Raw genomic sequence first — 20,947 nt, 5'->3', positions numbered from 1 at the left:
CTCCGACGCGCAGAAGGAACACCGCCCATGGCAACGACCGAACCCGCGACCGTGACCACCGAACCCACCACCATGACCGCGGAACGCGCCGCCGCCCTGCGCGAGTTGCTCCCCCCGGCGCCTCGCCGCCGCACCCGGATCGGACTCGTGGCGGGCGGTCTCGGCGCCTACTGGCCCCAATTCCCGGACCTGCTCCCGCAGTTGAGGGAGTCGTCCGCGTACGTCGCCGAGCGCTTCCAGACGATGGACGCGGAGGTGACCGACGTCGGCTTCATCTCCGACGCCCAGGAGGGCGCGGCCGCGGCGGAGCAACTGCGGCGCGCGGACTGCGACTTGATCGTGCTGTTCCTGACGACGTATCTGACCTCGTCGATGGTGCTGCCGATCGCCCAGCGTTCGCACACCCCCGTCCTGGTCATCGACCTCCAGCCGTCCGAGCGGATGGACCACGCCTCCTTCGACACCGGCGCCTGGCTCGCGTACTGCGGACAGTGCCCGGTGCCCGAGGTCGGCAACGTGTTCCGCCGGGCGGGCATCCCCTTCCGCTCGGTGTCGGGCTGGCTGCGCCAGGAGTCGGCGTGGCGGCGCATCGAGCAGTGGATCCGCGCCGCACACGTGCGCGCCTCGCTCCGGCACGCCCGGCACGGACTGATGGGGCATCTGTACCCCGGCATGCTCGACGTGTCGACCGATCTGACGCTGCTCCCGGCGACGTTCGGCTCGCACGTCGAGGTGCTGGAGTTCGACGACCTACGGCACCGGGTGGAGAAGGTGAGCGAGGCCGAGACCCGTGAACGTACGGCTATCGCCCGGCGGATCTTCGCCGTGGACGACAGCGTGGTCGACGAGGACTTCGCGTGGGGGGCGACCGTGTCCGTCGCCCTCGACCGGCTCGTCGAGGACTTCGGCCTCGACACCCTCGCCTACTACCACCGAGGACTCGACGGCGAACTGCACGAACGCCTCGGCGCCGGCATGATCCTGGGCGCCTCCCTGCTCACGGCCCGGGGCGTACCGGCGGCCGGCGAGTACGAACTCCGCACGAGCCTGGCCCAGTTGGCGACCCAGAGCATCGGCGCCGGGGGTTCCTTCACCGAGATCCAGGCCCTCGACTTCGAGGCCGGTGTGGTGGAGATGGGCCATGACGGCCCCGCCCACCTCGCGGTCAGCGCCCGCGACCCGCTCCTGCGCGGCCTGGGTGTCTACCACGGCAAGCGCGGCTGGGGCGTGAGCGTGGAGTTTGACGTCCAGCACGGCCCCGTCACCCTCCTCGGCCTCGGCCAGGACGCCGACGGCGCCCTCTCCTTCATCACGTCCGAGGGCACCGTCGTTCCCGGACCGCACCTCGCCATCGGCAACACCACCAGCCGAGTCGACTTCGGCCGCGACCCCGGCGAGTGGGTCGACGCGTGGAGCGCGACGGGCGTAGGCCACCACTGGTCGCTGGCGCTGGGCCACCACACGGCGGACTTCCGGGCTGCGGCAAGCCTGTTGGGGATCGAGCACCGGGAGGTGTGAGCGAGGTTTCCCCGTCAGTGGGGCAGCTGAATCCGGTGCTTCTCCAACGCCACGGAGTAGCGGCTCAGCAGCGCGTCGAACCCCGCCAGCAACAGCCCCGCCGCCTCCCCCGCCTCGGCCAGGTCACCCCGTTCGCAGGCCTCCACCACCTCGGCGACATCGCCGCGGAGGATGTGCAGCGAGTCGCCCTGGATGAGCACGCCGGGCAACCGGCGGCCGGGGAGACGGACCACGGCGTCGTTCCCGCCGTCGGTGAACAGCTCTGCGTCTATGCGCTCCATGGGGCCATCCAACCCGACATCTCCGGCCGACACCAACGACTTGGCGCGCGGCGGGACTTGGGCACCGCACAGCGACACCCGTGAAAGGCCCCCGTCGCATTCGGTTCGACTCCCGCCGCCCTCTTGAGGGATCCTCGTCGCCGACCGCTCCGAGGGGTCACCCCTTACCAGCTGAAGCTGCACGACCGCGGACTTCTCCCCCTCCGGGCAGACCCTCGCCGTCGCCACGAGCAGCGACCTCAGCCTGTGGACCCGCCGCGCCCCGCACCGACGTAGGGCCGCCTCCCCGGCTCCCGGTCCCGGCCGTTCACCCAGAAGAAGAGGACCAGCGAGGACACCGCGGCGACCGCGCACCACGTCGAGACGAACTCCAGCTCCCACAGCGTCCAGCAGACCATCGCGCCGGCCGTGACCAGGATCCCCAGCACCACCAGCCCGCGCTCACCGGACAGCAGCAGCGAGCCGATCGTCGCCACGAGGTAGCCGGCGATGACCAGTTGGGCGTAGGGCAGGTCCACGACGTAGCCGAGGGTGTGGCCGCGGATCTCGGCCGTCACGGGGTGTACGACCAGGGCGTGGGCGAGGGCGGCCGCAGTCGCCGCGCCGATCGCGACCAGTACACCGATCCGGGGCCGGGCCCGCCGGGACGCGGCGCACCACACGCCCACCGGGACCCACACCGCCAGCAGGGGCATGGCGATGACGGCCCAGGCGAGCGTGGCCGGTCCCGAGCCCCCGTCGGCCGCCCACACCGCCGACTCCACGATCTGGTGGGCGCCGAGCAGCAACGGCAGCGCGGCCATCGGGAGATCGGTCCGCCTGCGCGCCCGGACCACGCACGCCACTCCTACGGCGGCGACCGCCGCGCCCGCCACGAGGTCGGCCTTCGCACTCCAGCACATGGCACCTCCACGGGATCCGTTCGTATACGCCTCGGTCACCGGCCACGCTACGTCTCCGCCCCGCCGCGTCCCGGGTGACACGACGGCCGCAGCGCGGGGTCATGACATACCCGGGAGTACGACTCCGATGCCCCGCCCGGACAACACACCGCTCCCCGGGCCCAGTTGACGGCCGTGCCACGAAACCACCCCCGGCCTGCGCGGGAACGTCCCCCCGTGATTGGCTGACCCCGCCCACCGCACACCGTGCGCACGCACAGGAGGACACCGCAGCCATGAGCAACGCCTACACGTTCGAGTACAAGGTCGTCAGTTTCCGGGAGTCGCTGATCGGCGACGCGCTGGACAGCGACAAGCTGGAGAAGGTCCTCAACAAGCACGCCGAGGACGGCTGGGGCCTCAAGGCCATCACCGCCGCCGACGTCAAGGGCCGCATAGGTCCCGGCGCGGTCGAGGGCCTGCTCCTCACCTTCGAGCGGCCTCGCGCGTAACCACCGATGCCGTACGCGGGACGGGGGACGGGACTCAGCGCCGAGGAGTCGTGATCGGCGTACCGGGGCCCGGGATCTCCCCCGACCCGCGCGGGATCAGCTCGGTCGGCATGACGACTCTGCGCGGCGGTGACGTGTCGCCGTGGATCCGGGCGAACAGCAGATGCGCGGCGCTCGTCGCGAGGGCGACCGGGTCCTGCGCGATGACCGTGACCGGCGGCGTCAGCTGCGCGGCCAGCGCGAAGTCGTCGAAGGCGATGAACGCGACGCCGGCGGGCAGCACCGCCCGTACACCGAACGCGAGAACCTCGTTGCCCGCGAGGACCGCCGTGGGCGGCTCCGGTGCGGAGAGGATCGCGGTGACGGCCCGGGCCGCGTCCGCGCCGGACCGTAATCCGTGCCGCACGAGCGCCGGATCGGCGTCGATGCCGGCGGCGTCCAGGGCCGCCAGATAACCGCGGTGCCGTTCGCCGAAGGTCCAGATCTCCGGCTTGTCGCCGAGGTAGCAGATGCGGCGATGGCCGTGCGCGATGAGGTGGCGTACGGCCTGCCGGACCGCGCCGAAGTTGTCCACCACCACGGTGTCCACGTCGAGTCCGGGCGCCACCCGGTCCACACACACGATCTTCGTGCCCCGCGCCTGCGCCGAGCGCAGCACGCGGTGGTCTCCCGCGACCGGGGTGAGGATCAGCCCGTCGACGCGGCGGGCGGTGAAAGCCGCGATGACCTCGCGTTCACGGTGGAGGTCGGCGCGGCTGGAGCCGATGAGGACCATGTTGCCGCGCCGGTGGGCGACGTCCTCGGTGGCCGAGGCGACGGCGGCCATGAAGGGGTCGGCAACGTTGTCCACCATCAGTCCGATGGTCTGGCTCAGTCGGTCCGTACGGCGTAACTGCCGTGCCACGTCGTCGCGTTGATAGCCCAGTTTGCGGACGGCGGCCTCCACGCGGGCCGCGGTGAGGGGCGCCACGCCCGCCTCGCCGTTGACCACCCGGGACACCGTCATGACGCTGACGCCCGCTTCCGCGGCCACGTCCTTCATCCTGGGGCGACCGGGACGGCTGGGGCGACTGGTCACGCCGCGTCCTCCCGAGGTCATCCAGCGCGACCGGACCAGAGTCCGTCCGACGGGCCGACGGTGTCCGCCCAAATCCCCGTTCGTTCACGACCCTTGACGCCCACCCACGGGCCTCCCAGAATCGACGAGCTGTTAACGATACCAACCAGAAGGCACAACATGGCCTCTGCAAGAGAACCCCTTCTCGCGGCACACGGCGTGGTCAAGCGTTTCGGCCATGTCCAGGCGCTCTCGGGCGCCGACTTCACGGCCTACGCCGGCGAGGTCGTCGCACTGATCGGTGACAACGGCGCCGGCAAGTCGACGTTGGTGAACGTACTTTCCGGCGTCCTCACCCCGGACGAGGGCGAGGTGCGCCTGGACGGGACGCCGGTCCGGTTCACGGGGCCGATGGACGCGCAACGGCACGGAGTCGAGACCGTCTACCAGGATCTCTCCCTGGCGCCGGATCTTGACGCCGCGTCAAATCTCTATCTGGGAAGGGAACTTGTGCGCGGAGGCCTGCTCGGCCGCCTGGGCGTGCTCGACCGGCCCACCATGCGCCGGGAGGCGATCGCGGCGTTCGGTGAACTGGGCGTGGAACTGAAAGATGTAACGGCTCCTGTGACAACGTTGTCAGGAGGGCAGCGGCAGTCGGTGGCCGTGGCGCGCGCGGTGGCCTTCGCCAACAAGGTCATCTTCATGGACGAACCGACCGCCGCCCTGGGCGTCGTCCAGCGCGCCCGCGTTCTGGAGACCGTCCGCAGGGTCGCCGACCGGGGCATCTGCGTCGTCCTCATCAGCCACAACATGCCCGAGGTGCTGTCGGTCGCCGACCGGATCGAAGTACTGCGGCTGGGCCGCCGGGTCGCGTCGTTCACGGCGGCCGACGCCACGATCGAGAAACTCGTCGGCGCCATGACCGGATCGCTGGACGAGCCCGCGCCGAACGGGAACCACGACCCGATCGGCGCGACGGAAGCGGAGGACGGGCGATGAGCGCCAACAGCCAGGACATCAAGCCGGCCGCCCCGGCACAGGAGCCGCCCCCGGCCGACGCGGGACGCCTCGCGATACCTCCGTGGCTCCGACGGGCCGCCGGAATCAGCGAGTTGTGGACCTTCGTGATCCTCGTCGCGCTGGTCGCGTTCTTCACCATCGCGGCGCCGGGCAAGTTCTTCACCACGTACGACATCACGCAGATCGCCGTGAACGCGGCCATCTATCTGGTGCTCGGTGTCGGCATGACGTTCGTGATCATCACCGCGGGCATCGACCTGTCGATCGGCTCGGTGCTGGTGCTCGCGGCGGTGGCCGCCGGTGAGTACAACATCCATCACGGCGGGCCCACCGCCGGCTGGTTCACGGTCGCGGTCTGCGTCGTCATCGCCCTTGCGGTGGGGGCGGGTTGGGGCGCGCTGCAGGGCGCGGTGGTGGCGACCGGGAAGGTGCCGCCGCTGATCGTGACCCTGGGCGGACTGGGCGCGGCACTGGGCATCGCCGAACTCGCCACCGGCGGCCAGGACCCCTCCGGAGCCTCCGCCGCGCACCTCCAGAACAGCCTGGGATTCGGCAAGTTGCTCGGCATCCCCTGGATGGTGATCCTCGCCGCGATCGTCACCGCCCTGTTCGGCGCGGTCCTCGGCGCCACGAAGTTCGGCAGCCACACCCTGGCCATCGGCTCCAACCCGACCGCCGTCCGCCGCGCGGGCATCCCGGTGGGCCGCCACCTGATCAAGGTCTACGGCCTGATGGGCCTCCTGGCGGGTCTCGGCGCGGTGATGTGGCTGGCGTCGTACGGCACGACGTCGATCGCCGGGCACTCCACCGACAACCTGAAGGTGATCACCGCGGTGGTCCTGGGCGGCACCAGCCTGTTCGGCGGGCGGGGGTCGGTACTGGGCACCGTGATCGGCGTCTTCATCCCCGCGGTGCTGACCACCGGGCTGATCGTCATCGGCGTCCAGCAGTACTGGCAGGACGTCGCCGTCGGTGTCGTCCTGGTCGCCGCCGTCTACATCGACCAGATGCGCAGGAAGACCCGAGAGCGTGCGTGACCGCCGCCCCGCTCCCCTCCCCGACCTTCGTCCCGACCCTCGTACCACCCAGGAGGACACCCGTATGTCGAACATCCGCATCACGCGCAAAGTACTGGTCGCAGCCGGCACCGTACTGCTCCTGACCGGCGCCGCCGCCTGCAGTTCGTCGAGCGACAGCGGCAGTTCGGGGTCGAAAGGAGGGGCCTCCGGCAAGAAGGTCCGGCTGATCACCGGCGTGAAGAGCGACCCCTTCTACATCACCATGACCTGCGCGGCGCAGACCGAGGCCAAGGCCAAGGGCATGGAATTCAGCGCCGACGGCTCCGCCCAGTGGGACGTGTCGGTCCAGCGCCCGCTCATCGACTCGGTGGCCGCGACCCGGCCGGACGGGCTGCTGATCTCGCCGGTCGACACCAGCGCGCTCACCCCCTCGCTCAAGCAGATCCAGTCGTCCGGGACCAAGGTCGCGCTGGTGGACACCACGGTCTCCGACTCCTCGATCGGCATCACCCGCATCTCGTCCGACAACGAGAAGGGCGGCCGGGTGGCGGCCGACGCGCTGGCCAAGCTGATGAACGAGAAGGGCTCGGCCATCGTCATCAGCGTCAAGCCCGGCGTCTCCACCACCGACGCCCGCATCAAGGGCTTCACGGAGGAGATGAAGAAGTACCCGAACATCAAGATGCTGCCCACCCTCTACGACAACGACCTGCCGGCCACCGCGGCCTCGCAGATCCAGTCGACGCTGGCGGCCCACCCCGACCTGGGCGGTGTCTTCGCGGGCAACACGAACACCGGCCAGGGCATAGCCACCGGTCTCAAGCAGGCGGGCAAGGAGGGCAAGGTGCAGGTGGCCGCGTTCGACGCCGAGCCGGACGAGATCGCCTCGCTCAAGGCGGGCACCCTGCAGGTCCTGGTCGCGCAGGACCCGGCGGCGATCGGCAAGGAGGCCGTCGACCAGCTCGCCGCCGCGTTCGAGGGCAAGACGGTCCAGAAGTCGATCGGCACCAACATGGTCGCCATCACCAAGGCGAACATGAACCAGCCCGAGATCAGCAAGTACTTCTACAAGGCGGGGTGTTGAGCACATACCAGTCGGGGTGTTGAGCACACTCCCCTGCCGCCGCTGCCGGGTGCCCTCCTGTCTCACGGGCGCCCGGCGGCGGCGTATCAGAAGAAGGGACTTTGCATGACCATGCGCGAGGGTGCATAATCTTCCCATGTCTAAGGTCCTCACCTCCCTCCCCACCGGCGAGCGCGTCGGCATCGCCTTCTCGGGCGGACTCGACACCTCCGTCGCGGTCGCCTGGATGCGCGACAAGGGTGCCGTCCCCTGCACCTACACCGCCGACATCGGCCAGTACGACGAGCCCGACATCGCCTCGGTGCCCGGCCGCGCGCAGGCCTACGGCGCCGAGATCGCGCGTCTGGTCGACTGCCGTGCGGCGCTGGTCGAGGAAGGTCTGGCCGCGCTGACCTGCGGCGCGTTCCACATCCGCTCCGGCGGGCGCGCCTATTTCAACACCACCCCGCTGGGCCGTGCCGTCACCGGCACGCTGCTGGTCCGGGCGATGCTGGAGGACGACGTCCAGATCTGGGGCGACGGCTCGACCTTCAAGGGCAACGACATCGAGCGGTTCTACCGCTACGGCCTGCTGGCCAACCCGCATCTGCGGATCTACAAGCCCTGGCTGGACGCCGACTTCGTGACGGAGCTCGGCGGCCGCAAGGAGATGTCGGAGTGGCTGCTCGCGCACGAGCTGCCGTACCGCGACAGCACGGAGAAGGCGTACTCCACCGACGCCAACATCTGGGGCGCCACCCACGAGGCCAAGACGCTGGAGCACCTGGACACGGGTGTGGAGACCGTCGAGCCGATCATGGGCGTGCGCTTCTGGGACCCGTCGGTCGAGATCGTCACCGAGGACGTGACGATCGGCTTCGACCAGGGCCGCCCGGTGACGATCAACGGCAAGGAGTTCTCCTCCCCCGTCGACCTCGTCATGGAGGCCAACGCGATCGGCGGCCGGCACGGCCTGGGCATGTCCGACCAGATCGAGAACCGGATCATCGAGGCGAAGAGCCGCGGTATCTACGAGGCCCCGGGCATGGCCCTGCTGCACGCGGCCTACGAGCGCCTGGTGAACGCGATCCACAACGAGGACACGGTCGCCCAGTACCACAACGAGGGCCGGCGCCTCGGCCGGCTGATGTACGAGGGCCGCTGGCTGGACCCGCAGGCCCTGATGGTCCGGGAGTCCCTGCAGCGCTGGGTCGGCTCGGCGATCACCGGTGAGGTCACCCTGCGGCTGCGGCGCGGCGAGGACTACTCGCTGCTCGACACCTCGGGCCCGGCGTTCAGCTACCACCCCGACAAGCTCTCCATGGAGCGCACCGAGGACTCGGCCTTCGGCCCCGTCGACCGCATCGGCCAGCTCACGATGCGCAACCTCGACATCGCCGACTCCCGCGCCAAGCTGGAGCAGTACGCCGGCCTCGGCCTGATCGGCACCGGCAACACCGCGATCGGCGCCGCGCAGGCCGCCGCGACCGGCCTCATCGGCAGCATGCCCGAGGGCGGCGCCGAGGCCATCGCCTCGCGCGGCGAGGTCTCCGAGGACGACGCGCTGCTCGACCGCGCGGCGATGGAGTCCGGCACGGACTGATCAACTCACGTTATCCGCAAGGCCGTTGGGCCGGTTCGACGCGTTGGGCGTCGGGCCGGCCTTTCGTTGTGCCGGCCGCGCGGCAACGGACCGCAAGCCGCCCACCCCTCTCCCCCGCCCGCCACGTAGCCTTCCTCCGTGACCATGCACAAGATCGCCGATGTGAATGCCGACGCGATGCTCGACGACCTCCGCACCCTCGTCGAAGTCGAGTCCCCCTCCCGCGACCTGGACGCCCTGCGGACATCGGCCGAGACCGTCGCCGCCGTCATCGAGGCGCGGCTCGGCGGGCGGGCCGTGCTCGTCGAGAGTGAAGGCGGGCCGCACGTCCACTGGTCCGGTGGTGGGACACCCCGGGTGTTGGTCCTCGGTCACCACGACACCGTGTTCCCGCTGGGCACCCTCGCGCGCCGCCCCTTCCTGGTCGAGGACGGCCGGGTGACCGGACCCGGTGTCTTCGACATGCTCGGCGGTCTGGTGCAGGCGATCCACGGGCTGGCGGCGCTGGAGGACCGTTCCGGCGTCGAGATCCTGGTGACCGCCGACGAGGAGGTCGGTTCCCGCGCCTCCCGGGCGCTGATCGAGGAACGCGCCCTCGCCTGCGGTGCCGTGCTCGTGGCCGAGGGTGCCGCCGACGGCGGGGGCGTGAAGACCGGCCGTAAGGGATGCGGCACGTTCGAGGTGTCCGTCGTGGGGCGGGCCTCGCACGCGGGGCTGGAGCCCGCGGCCGGGGTCAACGCGCTGGTCGAGGCGGCCCACCAGGTGCTGCACATCGCGGCGTTGGCGCGGCCCGAGGTGGGCACGACGGTCACGCCGACCGTCGCGTCCGCCGGGACATTGGACAACGTCGTTCCCGCGCAGGCGACCGTCGTCGTGGACGTGCGGGTCGAGTCGGCCGAGGAGAAGGAACGGATCGAGGCCGCGTTCGCCGCCCTCGCGCCGCATGTCGACGAGGCCGTGATCACCGTGGAGGGAAGTGTCGGTCGGCCGCCCATGCCCGAGTCGGCCGCGGCCGGACTGTTCGCTGTGGCGCGGGAGTTGTTGCCCGGGCTCGAAGGCCGGGCGGTCGGCGGCGGCAGCGACGGGAACTTCACGGCCGCGCTGGGGGTGCCGACGCTCGACGGGCTGGGCGCGGTCGGGGGCGGGGCCCACGCCGACCACGAGTATCTGCTCGTCGCGTCGATGGCCGAGCGGGCGCACCTCGTCGCCGGGCTGGTGGACGCGATCCGGAGCGCCTGACCCCGGGTTTGCCGGGTCCGTCCGGGCGGCATCAACAGGCCGTCGAAGAGCCATACTTGACCATGCGGGGGATCGTCCCGTGATGGCCTGATACGGGAGCGGCATTCAGTGAGCAGTGTCAGCACAGTCGCGGGGAAGGTCGAAGTACGACTCCGCTGGGATCCGAGCCCTTGGGGGCAGCAGCCGCGCCATCTGGACATCGTCGCGGCGACCTACTCGGCCGAGGCCCCGCACGGACGCCCGGTGTACGTCGTCAACTCCGAGAGCCGGGCGCCGGACGGCACGATCAACATGAGCCGGCACAGCGAGAGCGGCCAGGGGTACGGCTACATGGAGGTGATGGTCCTCGAACTCGACCGTCTCGCCGCGTCGTTCGGCCGGGTGGTCGTCGGGGTGGCGATCCACCAGAACGGCGGGACCAGGACCTTCGGTGATCTCTCGCACGCCAGGGCGCTGGTCGTGGAGGGGTACAAGGAGCTGCTGTCGGACGACTTCGCGGGGGTGGCCGGGTCCACCGCGGCAACGGTCGCCGAGTTCACCAAGGACGCCTCCGGAGCATGGGAGTTCCGCGCGATGGTGCGCGGGTTCGACAGCGAACCGGCGGGGTTCACCGCGGAGATGGGCAGCGTGTCTCGGCCCTGACCGGCTGGTCCGCCTTGAACTGCGGAAGCAGCGCCGTGACGGTGGGCCGCCGGTGGCGCACCTCGTGGACCACGCCCAGGACGACGGCGGTGGCCACCGCGACCAGGTGCTCGCGGCCCGCCAGGTTGGGTTTCACGATCGACTCCCACACCATCGACCCGCCGGTGAGGAAGAACACGACGGGCGCGCGCCGGACGACGGCGAGATACGTGAACAGTCCTACGACCGCCGCGGACGGTCCGGTGTCCAGGACGTGCCCGATCTCCGGCCGCAGCCCGATGCCGCCGCAGCCGGGCCCGATCAGCAGCATCACGCGCACGGTGAGGGTGCCGGCCAGGGTGGTCGCGTAGGCGACGACCAGTGTGCGGGCCCTGCCCAGGGCCAGCTCGGCCAACGCGAACGCGAGGAACAGCTGGGTGATGCCGGCCCAGACGGGCAGGTCGAGGGCGGGGACGTACAGCGATATCGGGGTGCGCACCAGGGCGAGCCACAGGGGCAGGTCGCCCTGGACGCCTCCGATGTCCCGCACGATCTCGGCGCCGGTCGGGTGCTGTGCGAGGGCGTGGAAGAAGATGACGCCGAAGGCGGCGACGAACGCCAGGGACACCCCCATCAGTCCGCGCCGCAGCAGCTGTCGTACCGGATCGACGACGATGCCCTGCCATTCACCCCGCAGTGTGCGCCAGATGAACAACGGTCCCCAACTCCCCCACCATCGGCCAAACATACGGATCGGAATGTAGTCCCCTGTGCGCTTTCTGTGCGTCCCGGGTCGGCCTGAGCTGTTGGCGCGGCTCGCGGACGGTACGGGTGGGGCTGATATTGAAGAGTGGGATGCTTTCCCGACGGTTGTTCGACGACTGAAGGAAGCGGAGGGCCGGTGCGCACCTCGAGAGATCCGGCCGGTTCCACCGTGGTAGACGCAGGGCAGCGCTCCACGCCTCCGCTCAGCTGGGCCGTGGTGGTGTTCTGGCTCGTCGTCGTCACGCTGCTGGTGGCGGTGACCGGTATCGCGCTGGGCCGGGACACCCGGCCCGCCCCCTTCCTGGTGGTGCTGCCCGCGCTGCTCGCCGGGCGCGGAACCGTGCGGCAGACGACCGTCGCCTCCGTGTGGGTGACGCTCGTCATCGTCGGCTCCCTCGTCGACACCCCGCTGGGCACGGCGGGCGCGGACGCGGCCGTCGTCGCCTTCACCCTGGTGTTCAACGGCCTCAGCGTGGCGCGGGCTGCGCAGCGGATCCGCTGGGAGAGCGAGATCGCCCGGCTGCGCTCGGCGGCGGCCGCCCTGCAACGCCAGATCCTGCGCCCGTTCCCCCTGATGACCGACCAGCTCCTGGTCCACGGCCTCTACCAGCCCGTGGAGGAGGACAGCCGGGTGGGCGGCGACGTCTACGAGGTCGTCTCCTCGCCGTACGGCAGCCGCGTCTTCATCGCCGACGTCCAGGGCAAGGGCCTCCAGGCGATCAGCGCCGCGTTCGCCGTGCTGAGCGCCTTCCGCGAGGCAGCAGTGACCGAGCCCACGCTCACCGCCGTGGTCGACGCCCTGGAGGAGGCGGTGCTGCGGCACAACTCCTTCGCGGCGCAGACCGGTGAGCGGGAGCGGTTCGTGACGGCGATCGTCCTGGGCATCGACGGCGAGCAGGAGGTCCAGGCCATCAACTGCGGCCATGTGGCGCCGCTGCTGCTGCACAAGGAGCGGGCCGAGCCGGTGCTCCGGCAGGAACCCTGCGTGCCGCTGGGCCTGGACGCGCTGGCCCCTGAGCCTCGTACCGTCGAATGGTTCGACTTCCCGTCGGACGGCACGCTGCTGCTCTGCACGGACGGGGTGACCGAGGCGCGCGATCCGTCCGGCGCGTTCTATCCCCTGGAGGAGCGGGCGGCGACCTGGGGCGATGTCCTGCCCAAGGACGTACCGGCCACCGTCTACGGCGATCTGCGGCGCCACACGGCGGGGATGCCCCGGGACGACACGGCGCTGCTGGTGCTGCGCAGGCGGGGCGACGCGGGGCTCGCCTGACGGCGTGCGCCGGTCAGGGGCGGCCGCCCTGGCGCGGGTCGCCCGCGGTGAGGTGTTCGAGGACCTCGGCCAGTTCCTGGCAGGCCTTCTCCACCGAGAGCCGGGTGTTGCGCTGCTCGGTGATGACCGAGGACAGCAGCAGGGCGGTGAGGGCCATCGTGCCGTTGAAGGCCTGGAGTTTCATCATGACCTCGACATGGGTCAGCGCGGCGAACGGGCCCGTCTCCCGGGTCGCCGCGATGGTGGCCATGACGGAGGCGAACAGCGCGCACAGCATGCTGCCGGCGAAGCGGAAGCGCAGCGCCGCCCAGATCAGCAGCGGATAGATCAGGAACAGCAGGCTGATGCGGTTGTGGGTGACGAGGGGGACGATCACGCCGACGGTGGCCGCGAGCAGCAGGGCCTCTTTCCACCGGTGCAGGTCCAGGGGCAGGCGCACGGTACGCAGCATGAGCAGGAGCGGGGTGACGATCAGCACGCCCATCGCGTCGCCCACCCACCAGCCCAGCCAGACCGGCCAGAAGGAGTGGGCGGCCAGCTTGTCGGTGACGACCAGCATTCCGACCCCGCAGGTGGCACTGATCAGCATGGCGGAGAGGGCGCCGAGGAACACCAGGGCGAGGCCGTCCCGCAGCCGGCCGAGGTCGGTGCGGAAGCCCACCCCGCGCAGCATGAGGTAGGCGACGGCGGGCGCCACGGTGTTGCCCGCCAGGACGACGAGCACGGTCGGCTGGAGCGAGGTGATCGACATGATCACGAGGAGCACGCCGAGGGCGATGCCGGGCAGCACCCGCAGCCCGAAGATCAGCAGGCAGGCGACCGCGACGCCGGTGGGCGGCCAGACGGGGGTGAACACGGCCCCCTCGACGACCAGCTCCCGCAGCAGACCGAGCCGCCCCGCCGCGAAGTAGCCACCGGCGACGGCCAGCGTCAGGAGGGCGTACCCGGCCGGTCGCCGCAGATCCTCGAAACCCACCACAGCAGCCATCAGACACTGACCGGGCCGTGTCGGCGAGGCGAGGAGCGACGAGTACGCCGAGTGCTCATCCGGCTGGGTCGGTCGCGGCTCCGCCGCAGGACCGCGTGGCGCCGTCGTTCCACTGCCGCGCCGTCGTGGCTCGTCGCGCCCGCGCGGCGGATGCCGCACATCCACACAGCGCCCCACGCCCCTTCGGGGTACGGGCCCTACGCCCCGATGTCGGGCGCGTCATGGCCCACGACCAGGACCGCCGCGTCGTCCTCGTGCCCGACCCGCTCCGCTCCCTTGATCACGGCGGCCGCGAGTGAGCCCGCCTCCATGCCCGCCACGGCGGCGACCCCGGCGAGGCGCATCACCTGGTCGAGACCTTCGTCGACGCTCATCGAGGGGCCCTCCACGACGCCGTCGGTGACCAGGACGAAGACTCCGCCGGTGGTGAGCCGGTGCTCGGTGACCGGGTACCGCTGTCCGGCGACGATGCCGAGGGGCGGGCCGCCCTCGTCGTCGGTGATGCCGGAGCGGCCGTCGGCGGTGGCCCAGACGGAGGGTATGTGTCCGGCCCGCGCGCTCTCCAGTACCCCGGTGATCGGGTCCAGGCGCATGAACGTGCAGGTCGCGAAGAGTTCGGTGCCGAGGGACAGGAGCAGGTCGTTCGTCAGGGAGAGGAGTTCGCCGGGCTCGCTGGTCACGGAGGCCAGGGCGCGCAGACCGACCCTCACCTGGCCCATGAACGCGGCCGCCTCGATGTTGTGGCCCTGGACGTCGCCGATGGACAGGCCGATGCGCCCGTCGGGCATCGTGAAGGCGTCGTACCAGTCGCCACCCACGTTGAGGCCGTGGTTGGCGGGCGAGTACTTGACTGCGATGTGGAACCGGGGGGTGACGGGCATGTCGCCGGGCAGCATGCCGCGCTGCAGGGCGACGGCCAGTTCGAGCAGGGAGCGCTGGAGCTCCGCCCGCTCGCGCGCCTGGGCGGTCAGCGTCCCGAGTCTGGCCAGCAGTTCGTCGCCGTCGTCCATGGGGTGCTTGCGGGACATTGACCACTCCAAGAGGGTTGATACCGCTATAAGCATAAAGAACGGATTTTCTTCCCTCGGAAACGCACACAAACAGGACGTACAGGGGGCGGTACGACAACGGCCCGGCCACCGCCGAAGCGGGGCCGGGCCGGGCCGACCGGTCGTACGCGCTGGATCAGCCCTGGCGAGCCTTGAAGCGCGGGTCCTTCTTGTTGATCACGAACGTCACGCCACGACGCCGTACCACCTGCGCGCCGGGCTTGGCCTTCAGCGAGCGGAGGGAATTGCGGACCTTCATGACTGCCTCCCATAGCGGCGCTCGAAGCGCTCCACACGGCCCGCGGTGTCCACGACGCGCGTGTTGCCGGTGTAGAACGGGTGGCTGGCCGACGAGATCTCGACGTCGATCAGCGGGTATGTGTTCCCGTCCGCCCACTCGATCGTGCGCGCCGACCGCGCGGTCGAGGTGGTCAGGAACGCGGTGTCCGCCGCGCGGTCGCGGAAGACGACCGGACGGGACACGGGGTGGATGCCAGACCTCATGGTGCTTCCTTCCTCAGGCCGTCCGTCGCCGGACGGCCGCTCTGCTGTGTTCGTGGGACAGCCGCTTCACCTGCCGAGTGGTACAGCCCCTCGGCTCAACGCTCCTCGCGGAAGTCGACGTGCTCCCCCGCCACCGGGTCGTACTTGCGCAGGACCAGCCGGTCGGGGTCGTTGCGACGGCTCTTGCGCGTCACGTAGGTGACGCCGGTCCCGGCCGTCGACTTCAGGGTGACGACGGGACGGTTCGTGGTGCGTGCCATGAGGACCTCCTTCCGCCCACATCCCGGGATCTTGTCCCGAGCATGTCAGCTACATGCGTCTCAACACCGGCAACCCACGGTCCATTCCCGGCCCGGTCCGCTGGCCTAGGCGGTGTCCCGGCGGCCCGGCGGGAACTCGTTGCCGTCGATGTCGGAGACCGTCGCGAACCAGGACTCGGCCCAGACCGTGAGGCAGTCGGGCTGGTGACTCACGTCGAACGGGTGGCCGCTCCACGTCCCGTACGACGTGACGTACACCGCCTCCCCGGGCTCCAGCCAGTAGTCCTGGCCGAACGGCTCCAGCCACAGCTGCAACTGACGCTCGCCGTCGTTCTGCACCAGGATCGGCACCGGGTTCCCCAGCTGCCGGATCCCCTCGAAACTGAAGTCTCCGGCGCCGGGCATGTTCGTCCGCAGCGGGCCGACGAATCGTTCGATGTGCGCCCGCCGCCCCGCGTCCTGTTCGTCCACGTGATCAGTGTGGCAGCGCCGCACAGCCGGAATCACGCCGGGCGCCCACGGGCGGGAAGGCCTACGCCGCCACCACCGCCGCCCGCTCCCGAGCCGCCCGTACCGCCTGCGACAGCCCCTCGATGTCGTACGCGCCATGGTGTCTGCGGCCGTTGACGAAGAAGGTCGGTGTGCCCGCGACCCCGCTGAGGTCGGCCGATTCGACGTCCTCGGCGACATGACCCGCCCCCTCATGGGCCCGCATGTCGCGTTCGAAGCGGGCGGGGTCGAGGCCGATCTGTACGGCGTAGGCCCGCAGGTCCCTGAAGCGCAGGGCGCCCTGGTGGCTGAGGAGCAGGTCGTGCATCTCCCAGTAGCCGCCCTGCAACGCGGCGGCCTCCGCGGCCTCGGCGGCGAGCTGGGCGTGCTCGTGGACGTCGGTGAGCGGGAGGTGCCGCCACACGTACCGCACCTCGTCCCCGAAGGAACCGAGCAGCTCGCGGACGACCGGCTCGGCCTGGCCGCAGAAGGGGCATTCGTAGTCGCCGTACTCCACGACGGTCACCGGGGCGTGCCGCGGTCCGCGCAGATGGTCGCGGTCGGGGTCCACGGGGACCGACAGGTCGACGATGGTCTCGGCCCGGCCGAAGAGGACCCGGGGCCGGATCTGCGGCGGCAGCAGCCCGATCACTCCCGTGACCAGCCGGCCGACCAGGAAGGAGCAGATGACGGCGCTGAGGATGCCCGTCTTCGCGTCCTCCAGGGTGGTGCCGTCGAAGGCGAGGGTCGCGATCAGCAGAGAGACCGTGAAGCCGACGCCGGCCAGCGTGCCGCCCGCGGTCACCGCGCCCCAGCCGACCGGCGGCCGGATGCGGCCTCGGGACAGGGCGCTGGTCAGCGCCGTCGAGGAGACGATGCCGAGCGGCTTGCCGACGACGTACCCGATGAGGATGCCCAGCGCGACGGGCGAGGTGAAGGCCCTGGCGAGCTGCTCCCCGCTGATCTGGAGACCTGCGTTGGCCAGCGCGAACAGCGGGACCACGGCGTAGCTGGCCCACGGGTGGTAGATGCGCTGGAGACGGTCGTTCGGGGAGATCGACGCCGCGATGCCGGCTCGTACGTCACGTTCCAGCTCGGGTGTGGGCTGCTCGCGGAACAGCCGGAACAGGCCGGTGGCGCGCTCCAGGTCGTCGCGCCCCGCCGGATAGGCATACGTGATCAGCCCCATGGCGAGGCCGATGACGACGGGGTCCACACCGGACTTCAGCAGGGCGACCCAGGCGACGACCCCGATCAGCGCGTACAGCGGGCCCCGGCGCACCCGGAACCGCCGTAGCAGCACCACGACGCCGAACATGCCGACGGCGACCAGGAGTGCCGGTACGGCGATGTGGTCGCTGTAGAAGACGGCGATCACCACGAGCGCGAGGAAGTCGTCGACGACGGTGATCGTGAGGAGGAAGACCCGCAGCCCGGGCGGCATGTGGCGGCCGACGACGGCGAGCATGCCGAGCGCGAACGCCGTGTCGGTGGACATCACCGCGCCCCAGCCGTTCGCCGTCCCGTGCCCGCTGTTGATGGCGAGGTAGATGGCGATCGGCACGAGCATGCCGCTCGCCCCCGCGACCATCGGCAGCGCCAGCCGTCGGCGTTCGCGCAGCTCGCCCATGTCGAACTCGCGGCGCGCCTCCAGCCCGACGACGAGGAAGAACAGCGTCATCAGCCCGCTGTTGACCCACTCGCGCAGGTCGAGCGAGACCCCGTGCGAACCGAGCCGCACGGAGAGGTGGGTCTCCCAGAACGTCTCGTACGCCGACGGCGTGACGTTCGCCCACACGAGCGCGACGAGTGCCGCCGCCACCAGGACGGCGGCGCTCCCGGTCTCGGTCCGCAGGAAGTCGCGCAGCGGGGTGCGTGCCTCGTCGCCGCACGTGGTCTGCCCCGTGTAGTCGGTCGTTTCGAAGGACATACGGGGTTCACTTCCGTCGTGCGTCATGGCTCACGTGTCGGCCCAACACCGCCTGCCACAGCATTCATTCCTACGGCAGCCGGCACCACTGCCGCCGGGTCAGCCGCCCAGCGCCGCCCCGACCACGGCCTTCGCCTCCTCCTGCACCTGGCCGAGGTGGTCGGGACCGAGGAAGGACTCGGCGTAGATCTTGTAGACATCCTCGGTGCCGGAGGGCCGCGCCGCGAACCAGGCGTTGGCGGTCGTCACCTTGATGCCGCCGAGGGCCGCGCCGTTGCCCGGTGCCTCGGTGAGGACGCCGGTGACGGGCTCGCCGGCCAGGGTGTCGGCGGTGACCTGCGCGGGCGAGAGCTTGGCGAGCAGCGCCTTCTCCTCGCGGCTCGCGGGGGCGTCGATCCGGGCGTAGGCGGGCGAGCCGAACCGGTCCGTGAGCCCCTTGTAGTGCTCGGACGGCGTCTTCCCGGTGACCGCCGTGATCTCGCTGGCGAGCAGCGCCAGGATGATGCCGTCCTTGTCGGTGGTCCACACGGAGCCGTCCCGGCGCAGGAAGGAGGCACCGGCCGACTCCTCGCCGCCGAAGCCGAGCGAGCCGTCGACCAGTCCGTCCACGAACCACTTGAAGCCGACGGGCACCTCGACGAGCCGGCGCCCGAGGTCGGCGGCGACCCGGTCGATCATCGACGAGGACACCAGCGTCTTGCCGACGCCCGCGTCCGCGGGCCACTGCTCGCGGTGGGCGTAGAGGTAGGCGATCGCGGCGGCCAGGTAGTGGTTGGGGTTCATCAGGCCCGCGTCCGGGGTGACGATGCCGTGCCGGTCGGAGTCGGCGTCGTTGCCGGTCGCGATGTCGAACCGGTCGCGCTGGGCGATCAGCGAGGCCATCGCGTACGGCGACGAGCAGTCCATGCGGATCTTGCCGTCCCAGTCCAGCGTCATGAACCGCCAGGTCGGGTCCGTGAGCGGATTGACCACGGTCAGGTCGAGCCGGTGCTCCTCGGCGATGCGCCCCCAGTAGGCGACGGACGCCCCGCCCAGCGGGTCGGCGCCGATCCGCACCCCGGCCGTCCGGATCGCGTCCAGGTCGAGGACGCTGGGCAGGTCGGCGACGTACGCACCGAGGAAGTCGTAGCGGCCCGTGCCGGGCGCGGCGAGCGCGCGGGTGTACGGGACGCGGCGGACGTCCTTCAGGCCGCCGGCGATGATGTCGTTGGCGCGGTCCTGGATCCAGGAGGTGGCCTCGGAGCCGGCCGGGCCGCCGTTCGGCGGGTTGTACTTGAAGCCGCCGTCACCGGGCGGGTTGTGCGAGGGGGTGACCACGACGCCGTCCGCCAGGCCCGAGGTGCGGCCTCGGTTGTGGGCGAGGATCGCGTGGGACACCGCCGGGGTGGGTGTGTAGCCGTCCGCGCTGTCGATGAGGACCGTGACCTCGTTGGCGGCGAACACCTCCAGAGCGGTGACCTTCGCGGGCTCGGACAGCGCGTGGGTGTCGGCCCCGATGAAGAGGGGGCCGTCGGTGCCCTGGTCCGCGCGGTACTCGCAGATGGCCTGGCTGGTGGCGGCGATGTGGTCCTCGTTGAACGCGGTCGCCAGGGACGAGCCCCGGTGCCCGGAGGTGCCGAACGCTACGCGCTGCCCCGGCTCGGCGGGGTCCGGGTGCAGCGCGTAGTACGCGGTCACCAGACGGGCTACGTCGACGAGATCTTCCGCGCGGGCCTGTTCGCCCGCTCGCTCGTGTGCCATGGTGGCCCGCTCCTCCGTATCGACCGACTTCGCGTACGGCCCCATCTTTCCTCGTCAGGGGCGCGTTTAGCGAGTACACCCCCTCCGCCTGTGGAAAACCCGGGCCGCCGCTGTCCGTCAGTACCGGTGGCGCCGGTCCAGTTGCTTCAGCACCGCGCCCGCCATGGCCGCCTCGCCCTTCGCGTTGGGGTGCGCCGGAGCCGCCGGGGAGGCGGGCTGCAGCGGCTCAATCCAGCGGTCGGCGGGCGCCTTGCACATGTCGTGGCCGACGGTCGGGCCGTAAGTGTCCACGTATTCCGCGCCGTTGAGGGCGGCCACCACGCGGAGCATCAGGTTGAGGCGCTTGCCGGTGTCCCGCAGGTAGGGGAAGTCCTTGGCGGCGAACGGCACCGAGGGGTAGCAGCCGCTGCCGTCGTCGGGCAGCAGGTCCGGGTAGCCGACGACGAGCACGCGCGCGTGGGGTGCCTGCTTGTGCACCGCACGGAGGACCTTGGTGACCTTCGGCGCGGTGTTGAGGACGGCCAGCGCCAACTGGTCGACGCCGGAGGAGGTGTAGTAGCGCTGGCACGGGTTGCCCGTCAGGTCCGTGGCGCTGAGCTTGGCGCAGGTGCCGATGATGGTGCTGAACCCGATGTCGTTGCCCCCGATCTGCAAGGTCACCAGGTCCGTGTTCCGCTGCACGGCGTCCAGTTGGGGCGGGTTGGTGCCCTGCGCCTTCCACATCTCCGCGGTCGTCGCGCCGCTGCAACTCACGTCCTTGAGGACGGTCCCTCTTTGGTCCGCCGTCACCACGGAGGGGTAATTGTGGTCGGAGCGGGCGCAGTTGGCGTCCACCTGGGTCGGTATGTACGGGCCCGAGGTGTAGGAGTCGCCGAGCGCCACGTACTGAGTCGAACGACCGTGCCCATGGCCCGAGTTGTGCGCGGCCGCCGGTGCCGCGGACGCGACGACGAGGGCGCAGCCGCTGACCGCGGCGGCGACCGCCACGGCCCTGCCCCGGTGGTGCGCCGTCGTGTCCGGACGCGTCTCACGCTTCATGAGGTTCCTCCCCAGGTACGAGACGGTGCGGCGGGGCGGGCCCGCTGCGGTCGTCTCTCGTTCAACTGGCCTTGTATACCGGGCGGTAGGTACCTGG

The 20,947-nt window shown here is 70.9% G+C and carries 22 protein-coding genes; 9 read left to right on the top strand and 13 right to left on the bottom strand.

What is annotated here, in order from left to right; translation table 11 throughout:
* Positions 1 to 27: 27 nt before the first annotated feature.
* Positions 28 to 1,518: an L-fucose/L-arabinose isomerase family protein gene (locus tag R2B38_RS41230; protein WP_318020907.1), complete on the top strand. Its 1,491-nt coding sequence runs from the start codon at positions 28 to 30 to the stop codon at positions 1,516 to 1,518.
* A gap of 14 nt (positions 1,519 to 1,532) precedes the next feature.
* On the opposite strand, the gene R2B38_RS41225 is transcribed toward R2B38_RS41230, so the two are convergent.
* Positions 1,533 to 1,799, bottom strand: a complete 267-nt coding sequence (locus R2B38_RS41225) for a DUF6959 family protein (protein ID WP_318020906.1) — start codon at positions 1,797 to 1,799, stop codon at positions 1,533 to 1,535.
* A 239-nt stretch (positions 1,800 to 2,038) separates the two neighbouring features.
* Complete coding sequence (locus R2B38_RS41220) at positions 2,039 to 2,701, bottom strand: DUF6629 family protein (protein WP_318020905.1); 663 nt, start codon at positions 2,699 to 2,701, stop codon at positions 2,039 to 2,041.
* A gap of 275 nt (positions 2,702 to 2,976) precedes the next feature.
* Here R2B38_RS41220 and R2B38_RS41215 point away from each other — a divergent pair, with 275 nt between their 5' ends.
* A complete protein-coding gene (locus tag R2B38_RS41215; protein WP_019056094.1) occupies positions 2,977 to 3,192 on the top strand; it encodes a DUF4177 domain-containing protein in 216 nt (71 codons plus the stop codon).
* A 34-nt stretch (positions 3,193 to 3,226) separates the two neighbouring features.
* On the opposite strand, the gene R2B38_RS41210 is transcribed toward R2B38_RS41215, so the two are convergent.
* The gene (locus R2B38_RS41210) at positions 3,227 to 4,234 is read right to left on the bottom strand and encodes a LacI family DNA-binding transcriptional regulator (protein ID WP_318021920.1); all 1,008 of its coding nucleotides are present in this window, start codon (positions 4,232 to 4,234) and stop codon (positions 3,227 to 3,229) included.
* Positions 4,235 to 4,429: 195 nt separating this feature from the next.
* Here R2B38_RS41210 and R2B38_RS41205 point away from each other — a divergent pair, with 195 nt between their 5' ends.
* The 6 genes from R2B38_RS41205 to R2B38_RS41180 all read left to right on the top strand — a co-directional run bounded on the left by R2B38_RS41205 (position 4,430) and on the right by R2B38_RS41180 (position 10,835).
* On the top strand, positions 4,430 to 5,248 hold the full coding sequence (locus R2B38_RS41205) for an ATP-binding cassette domain-containing protein (protein WP_318020904.1): 819 nt from the start codon (positions 4,430 to 4,432) through the stop codon (positions 5,246 to 5,248).
* On the top strand, positions 5,245 to 6,306 hold the full coding sequence (locus R2B38_RS41200; protein WP_318020903.1) for an ABC transporter permease: 1,062 nt from the start codon (positions 5,245 to 5,247) through the stop codon (positions 6,304 to 6,306). The genes R2B38_RS41205 and R2B38_RS41200 overlap by 4 nt, the downstream gene beginning before the upstream one ends.
* A 64-nt stretch (positions 6,307 to 6,370) precedes the next feature.
* On the top strand, positions 6,371 to 7,372 hold the full coding sequence (locus R2B38_RS41195) for an ABC transporter substrate-binding protein (RefSeq protein WP_318020902.1): 1,002 nt from the start codon (positions 6,371 to 6,373) through the stop codon (positions 7,370 to 7,372).
* Between the two features lie 136 nt (positions 7,373 to 7,508).
* A complete protein-coding gene (gene argG, locus R2B38_RS41190) occupies positions 7,509 to 8,954 on the top strand; it encodes an argininosuccinate synthase (RefSeq protein ID WP_033280510.1) in 1,446 nt (481 codons plus the stop codon).
* 144 nt (positions 8,955 to 9,098) lie between these two features.
* Entirely contained in the window at positions 9,099 to 10,193 is a 1,095-nt protein-coding gene (locus R2B38_RS41185; protein WP_318021919.1) for a M20 family metallopeptidase, read from the top strand.
* 108 nt (positions 10,194 to 10,301) lie between these two features.
* Complete coding sequence (locus R2B38_RS41180) at positions 10,302 to 10,835, top strand: TerD family protein (protein WP_033280508.1); 534 nt, start codon at positions 10,302 to 10,304, stop codon at positions 10,833 to 10,835.
* On the opposite strand, the gene R2B38_RS41175 is transcribed toward R2B38_RS41180, so the two are convergent.
* The gene (locus R2B38_RS41175) at positions 10,801 to 11,529 is read right to left on the bottom strand and encodes a hypothetical protein (RefSeq protein ID WP_318020899.1); all 729 of its coding nucleotides are present in this window, start codon (positions 11,527 to 11,529) and stop codon (positions 10,801 to 10,803) included. The genes R2B38_RS41180 and R2B38_RS41175 overlap by 35 nt on opposite strands.
* A 186-nt stretch (positions 11,530 to 11,715) precedes the next feature.
* On the opposite strand from R2B38_RS41175, the gene R2B38_RS41170 reads away from it, so the two are divergent.
* A complete protein-coding gene (locus R2B38_RS41170; protein WP_318020898.1) occupies positions 11,716 to 12,852 on the top strand; it encodes a PP2C family protein-serine/threonine phosphatase in 1,137 nt (378 codons plus the stop codon).
* A gap of 13 nt (positions 12,853 to 12,865) precedes the next feature.
* Here the strand turns inward: R2B38_RS41170 and R2B38_RS41165 are convergent, their stop codons facing one another.
* The 9 genes from R2B38_RS41165 to R2B38_RS41125 form a co-directional block, all read right to left on the bottom strand.
* Positions 12,866 to 13,840 carry an MASE1 domain-containing protein gene (locus R2B38_RS41165; protein ID WP_318020897.1) on the bottom strand — a complete coding sequence of 325 codons (975 nt, stop codon included), beginning with the start codon at positions 13,838 to 13,840 and terminating at the stop codon, positions 12,866 to 12,868.
* Positions 13,841 to 14,037: 197 nt separating this feature from the next.
* Positions 14,038 to 14,868 carry a PP2C family protein-serine/threonine phosphatase gene (locus R2B38_RS41160; protein WP_318020896.1) on the bottom strand — a complete coding sequence of 277 codons (831 nt, stop codon included), beginning with the start codon at positions 14,866 to 14,868 and terminating at the stop codon, positions 14,038 to 14,040.
* A 157-nt stretch (positions 14,869 to 15,025) separates the two neighbouring features.
* On the bottom strand, positions 15,026 to 15,148 hold the full coding sequence (gene ykgO / locus R2B38_RS41155; RefSeq protein ID WP_014669332.1) for a type B 50S ribosomal protein L36: 123 nt from the start codon (positions 15,146 to 15,148) through the stop codon (positions 15,026 to 15,028).
* A complete protein-coding gene (locus R2B38_RS41150; protein ID WP_201051026.1) occupies positions 15,145 to 15,393 on the bottom strand; it encodes a type B 50S ribosomal protein L31 in 249 nt (82 codons plus the stop codon). Before R2B38_RS41150 ends, ykgO begins: the two co-directional genes overlap by 4 nt.
* Before the next feature lie 95 nt (positions 15,394 to 15,488).
* Positions 15,489 to 15,653 (bottom strand): 50S ribosomal protein L33, encoded by a 165-nt coding sequence (gene rpmG / locus R2B38_RS41145; protein WP_200690819.1) that lies wholly within the window; start codon positions 15,651 to 15,653, stop codon positions 15,489 to 15,491.
* Positions 15,654 to 15,758: 105 nt separating this feature from the next.
* Positions 15,759 to 16,124, bottom strand: a complete 366-nt coding sequence (locus R2B38_RS41140) for a hypothetical protein (RefSeq protein WP_318020895.1) — start codon at positions 16,122 to 16,124, stop codon at positions 15,759 to 15,761.
* Between the two features lie 61 nt (positions 16,125 to 16,185).
* Complete coding sequence (gene nhaA, locus R2B38_RS41135; RefSeq protein ID WP_318020894.1) at positions 16,186 to 18,072, bottom strand: Na+/H+ antiporter NhaA; 1,887 nt, start codon at positions 18,070 to 18,072, stop codon at positions 16,186 to 16,188.
* A gap of 99 nt (positions 18,073 to 18,171) precedes the next feature.
* Positions 18,172 to 19,812, bottom strand: coding sequence for a phosphoglucomutase (alpha-D-glucose-1,6-bisphosphate-dependent) (gene pgm, locus R2B38_RS41130; protein WP_318020893.1), 1,641 nt, complete (start codon positions 19,810 to 19,812; stop codon positions 18,172 to 18,174).
* A gap of 117 nt (positions 19,813 to 19,929) precedes the next feature.
* On the bottom strand, positions 19,930 to 20,850 hold the full coding sequence (locus R2B38_RS41125) for an SGNH/GDSL hydrolase family protein (protein ID WP_318020892.1): 921 nt from the start codon (positions 20,848 to 20,850) through the stop codon (positions 19,930 to 19,932).
* Positions 20,851 to 20,947: the final 97 nt, after the last annotated feature.

Origin of the sequence: Streptomyces sp. N50, assembly GCF_033335955.1 — a bacterium.
Lineage (GTDB): Bacteria > Actinomycetota > Actinomycetes > Streptomycetales > Streptomycetaceae > Streptomyces.
Note: the sequence above shows the minus strand (reverse complement) of the source record. Positions and strands in the feature narration are given on the sequence as shown.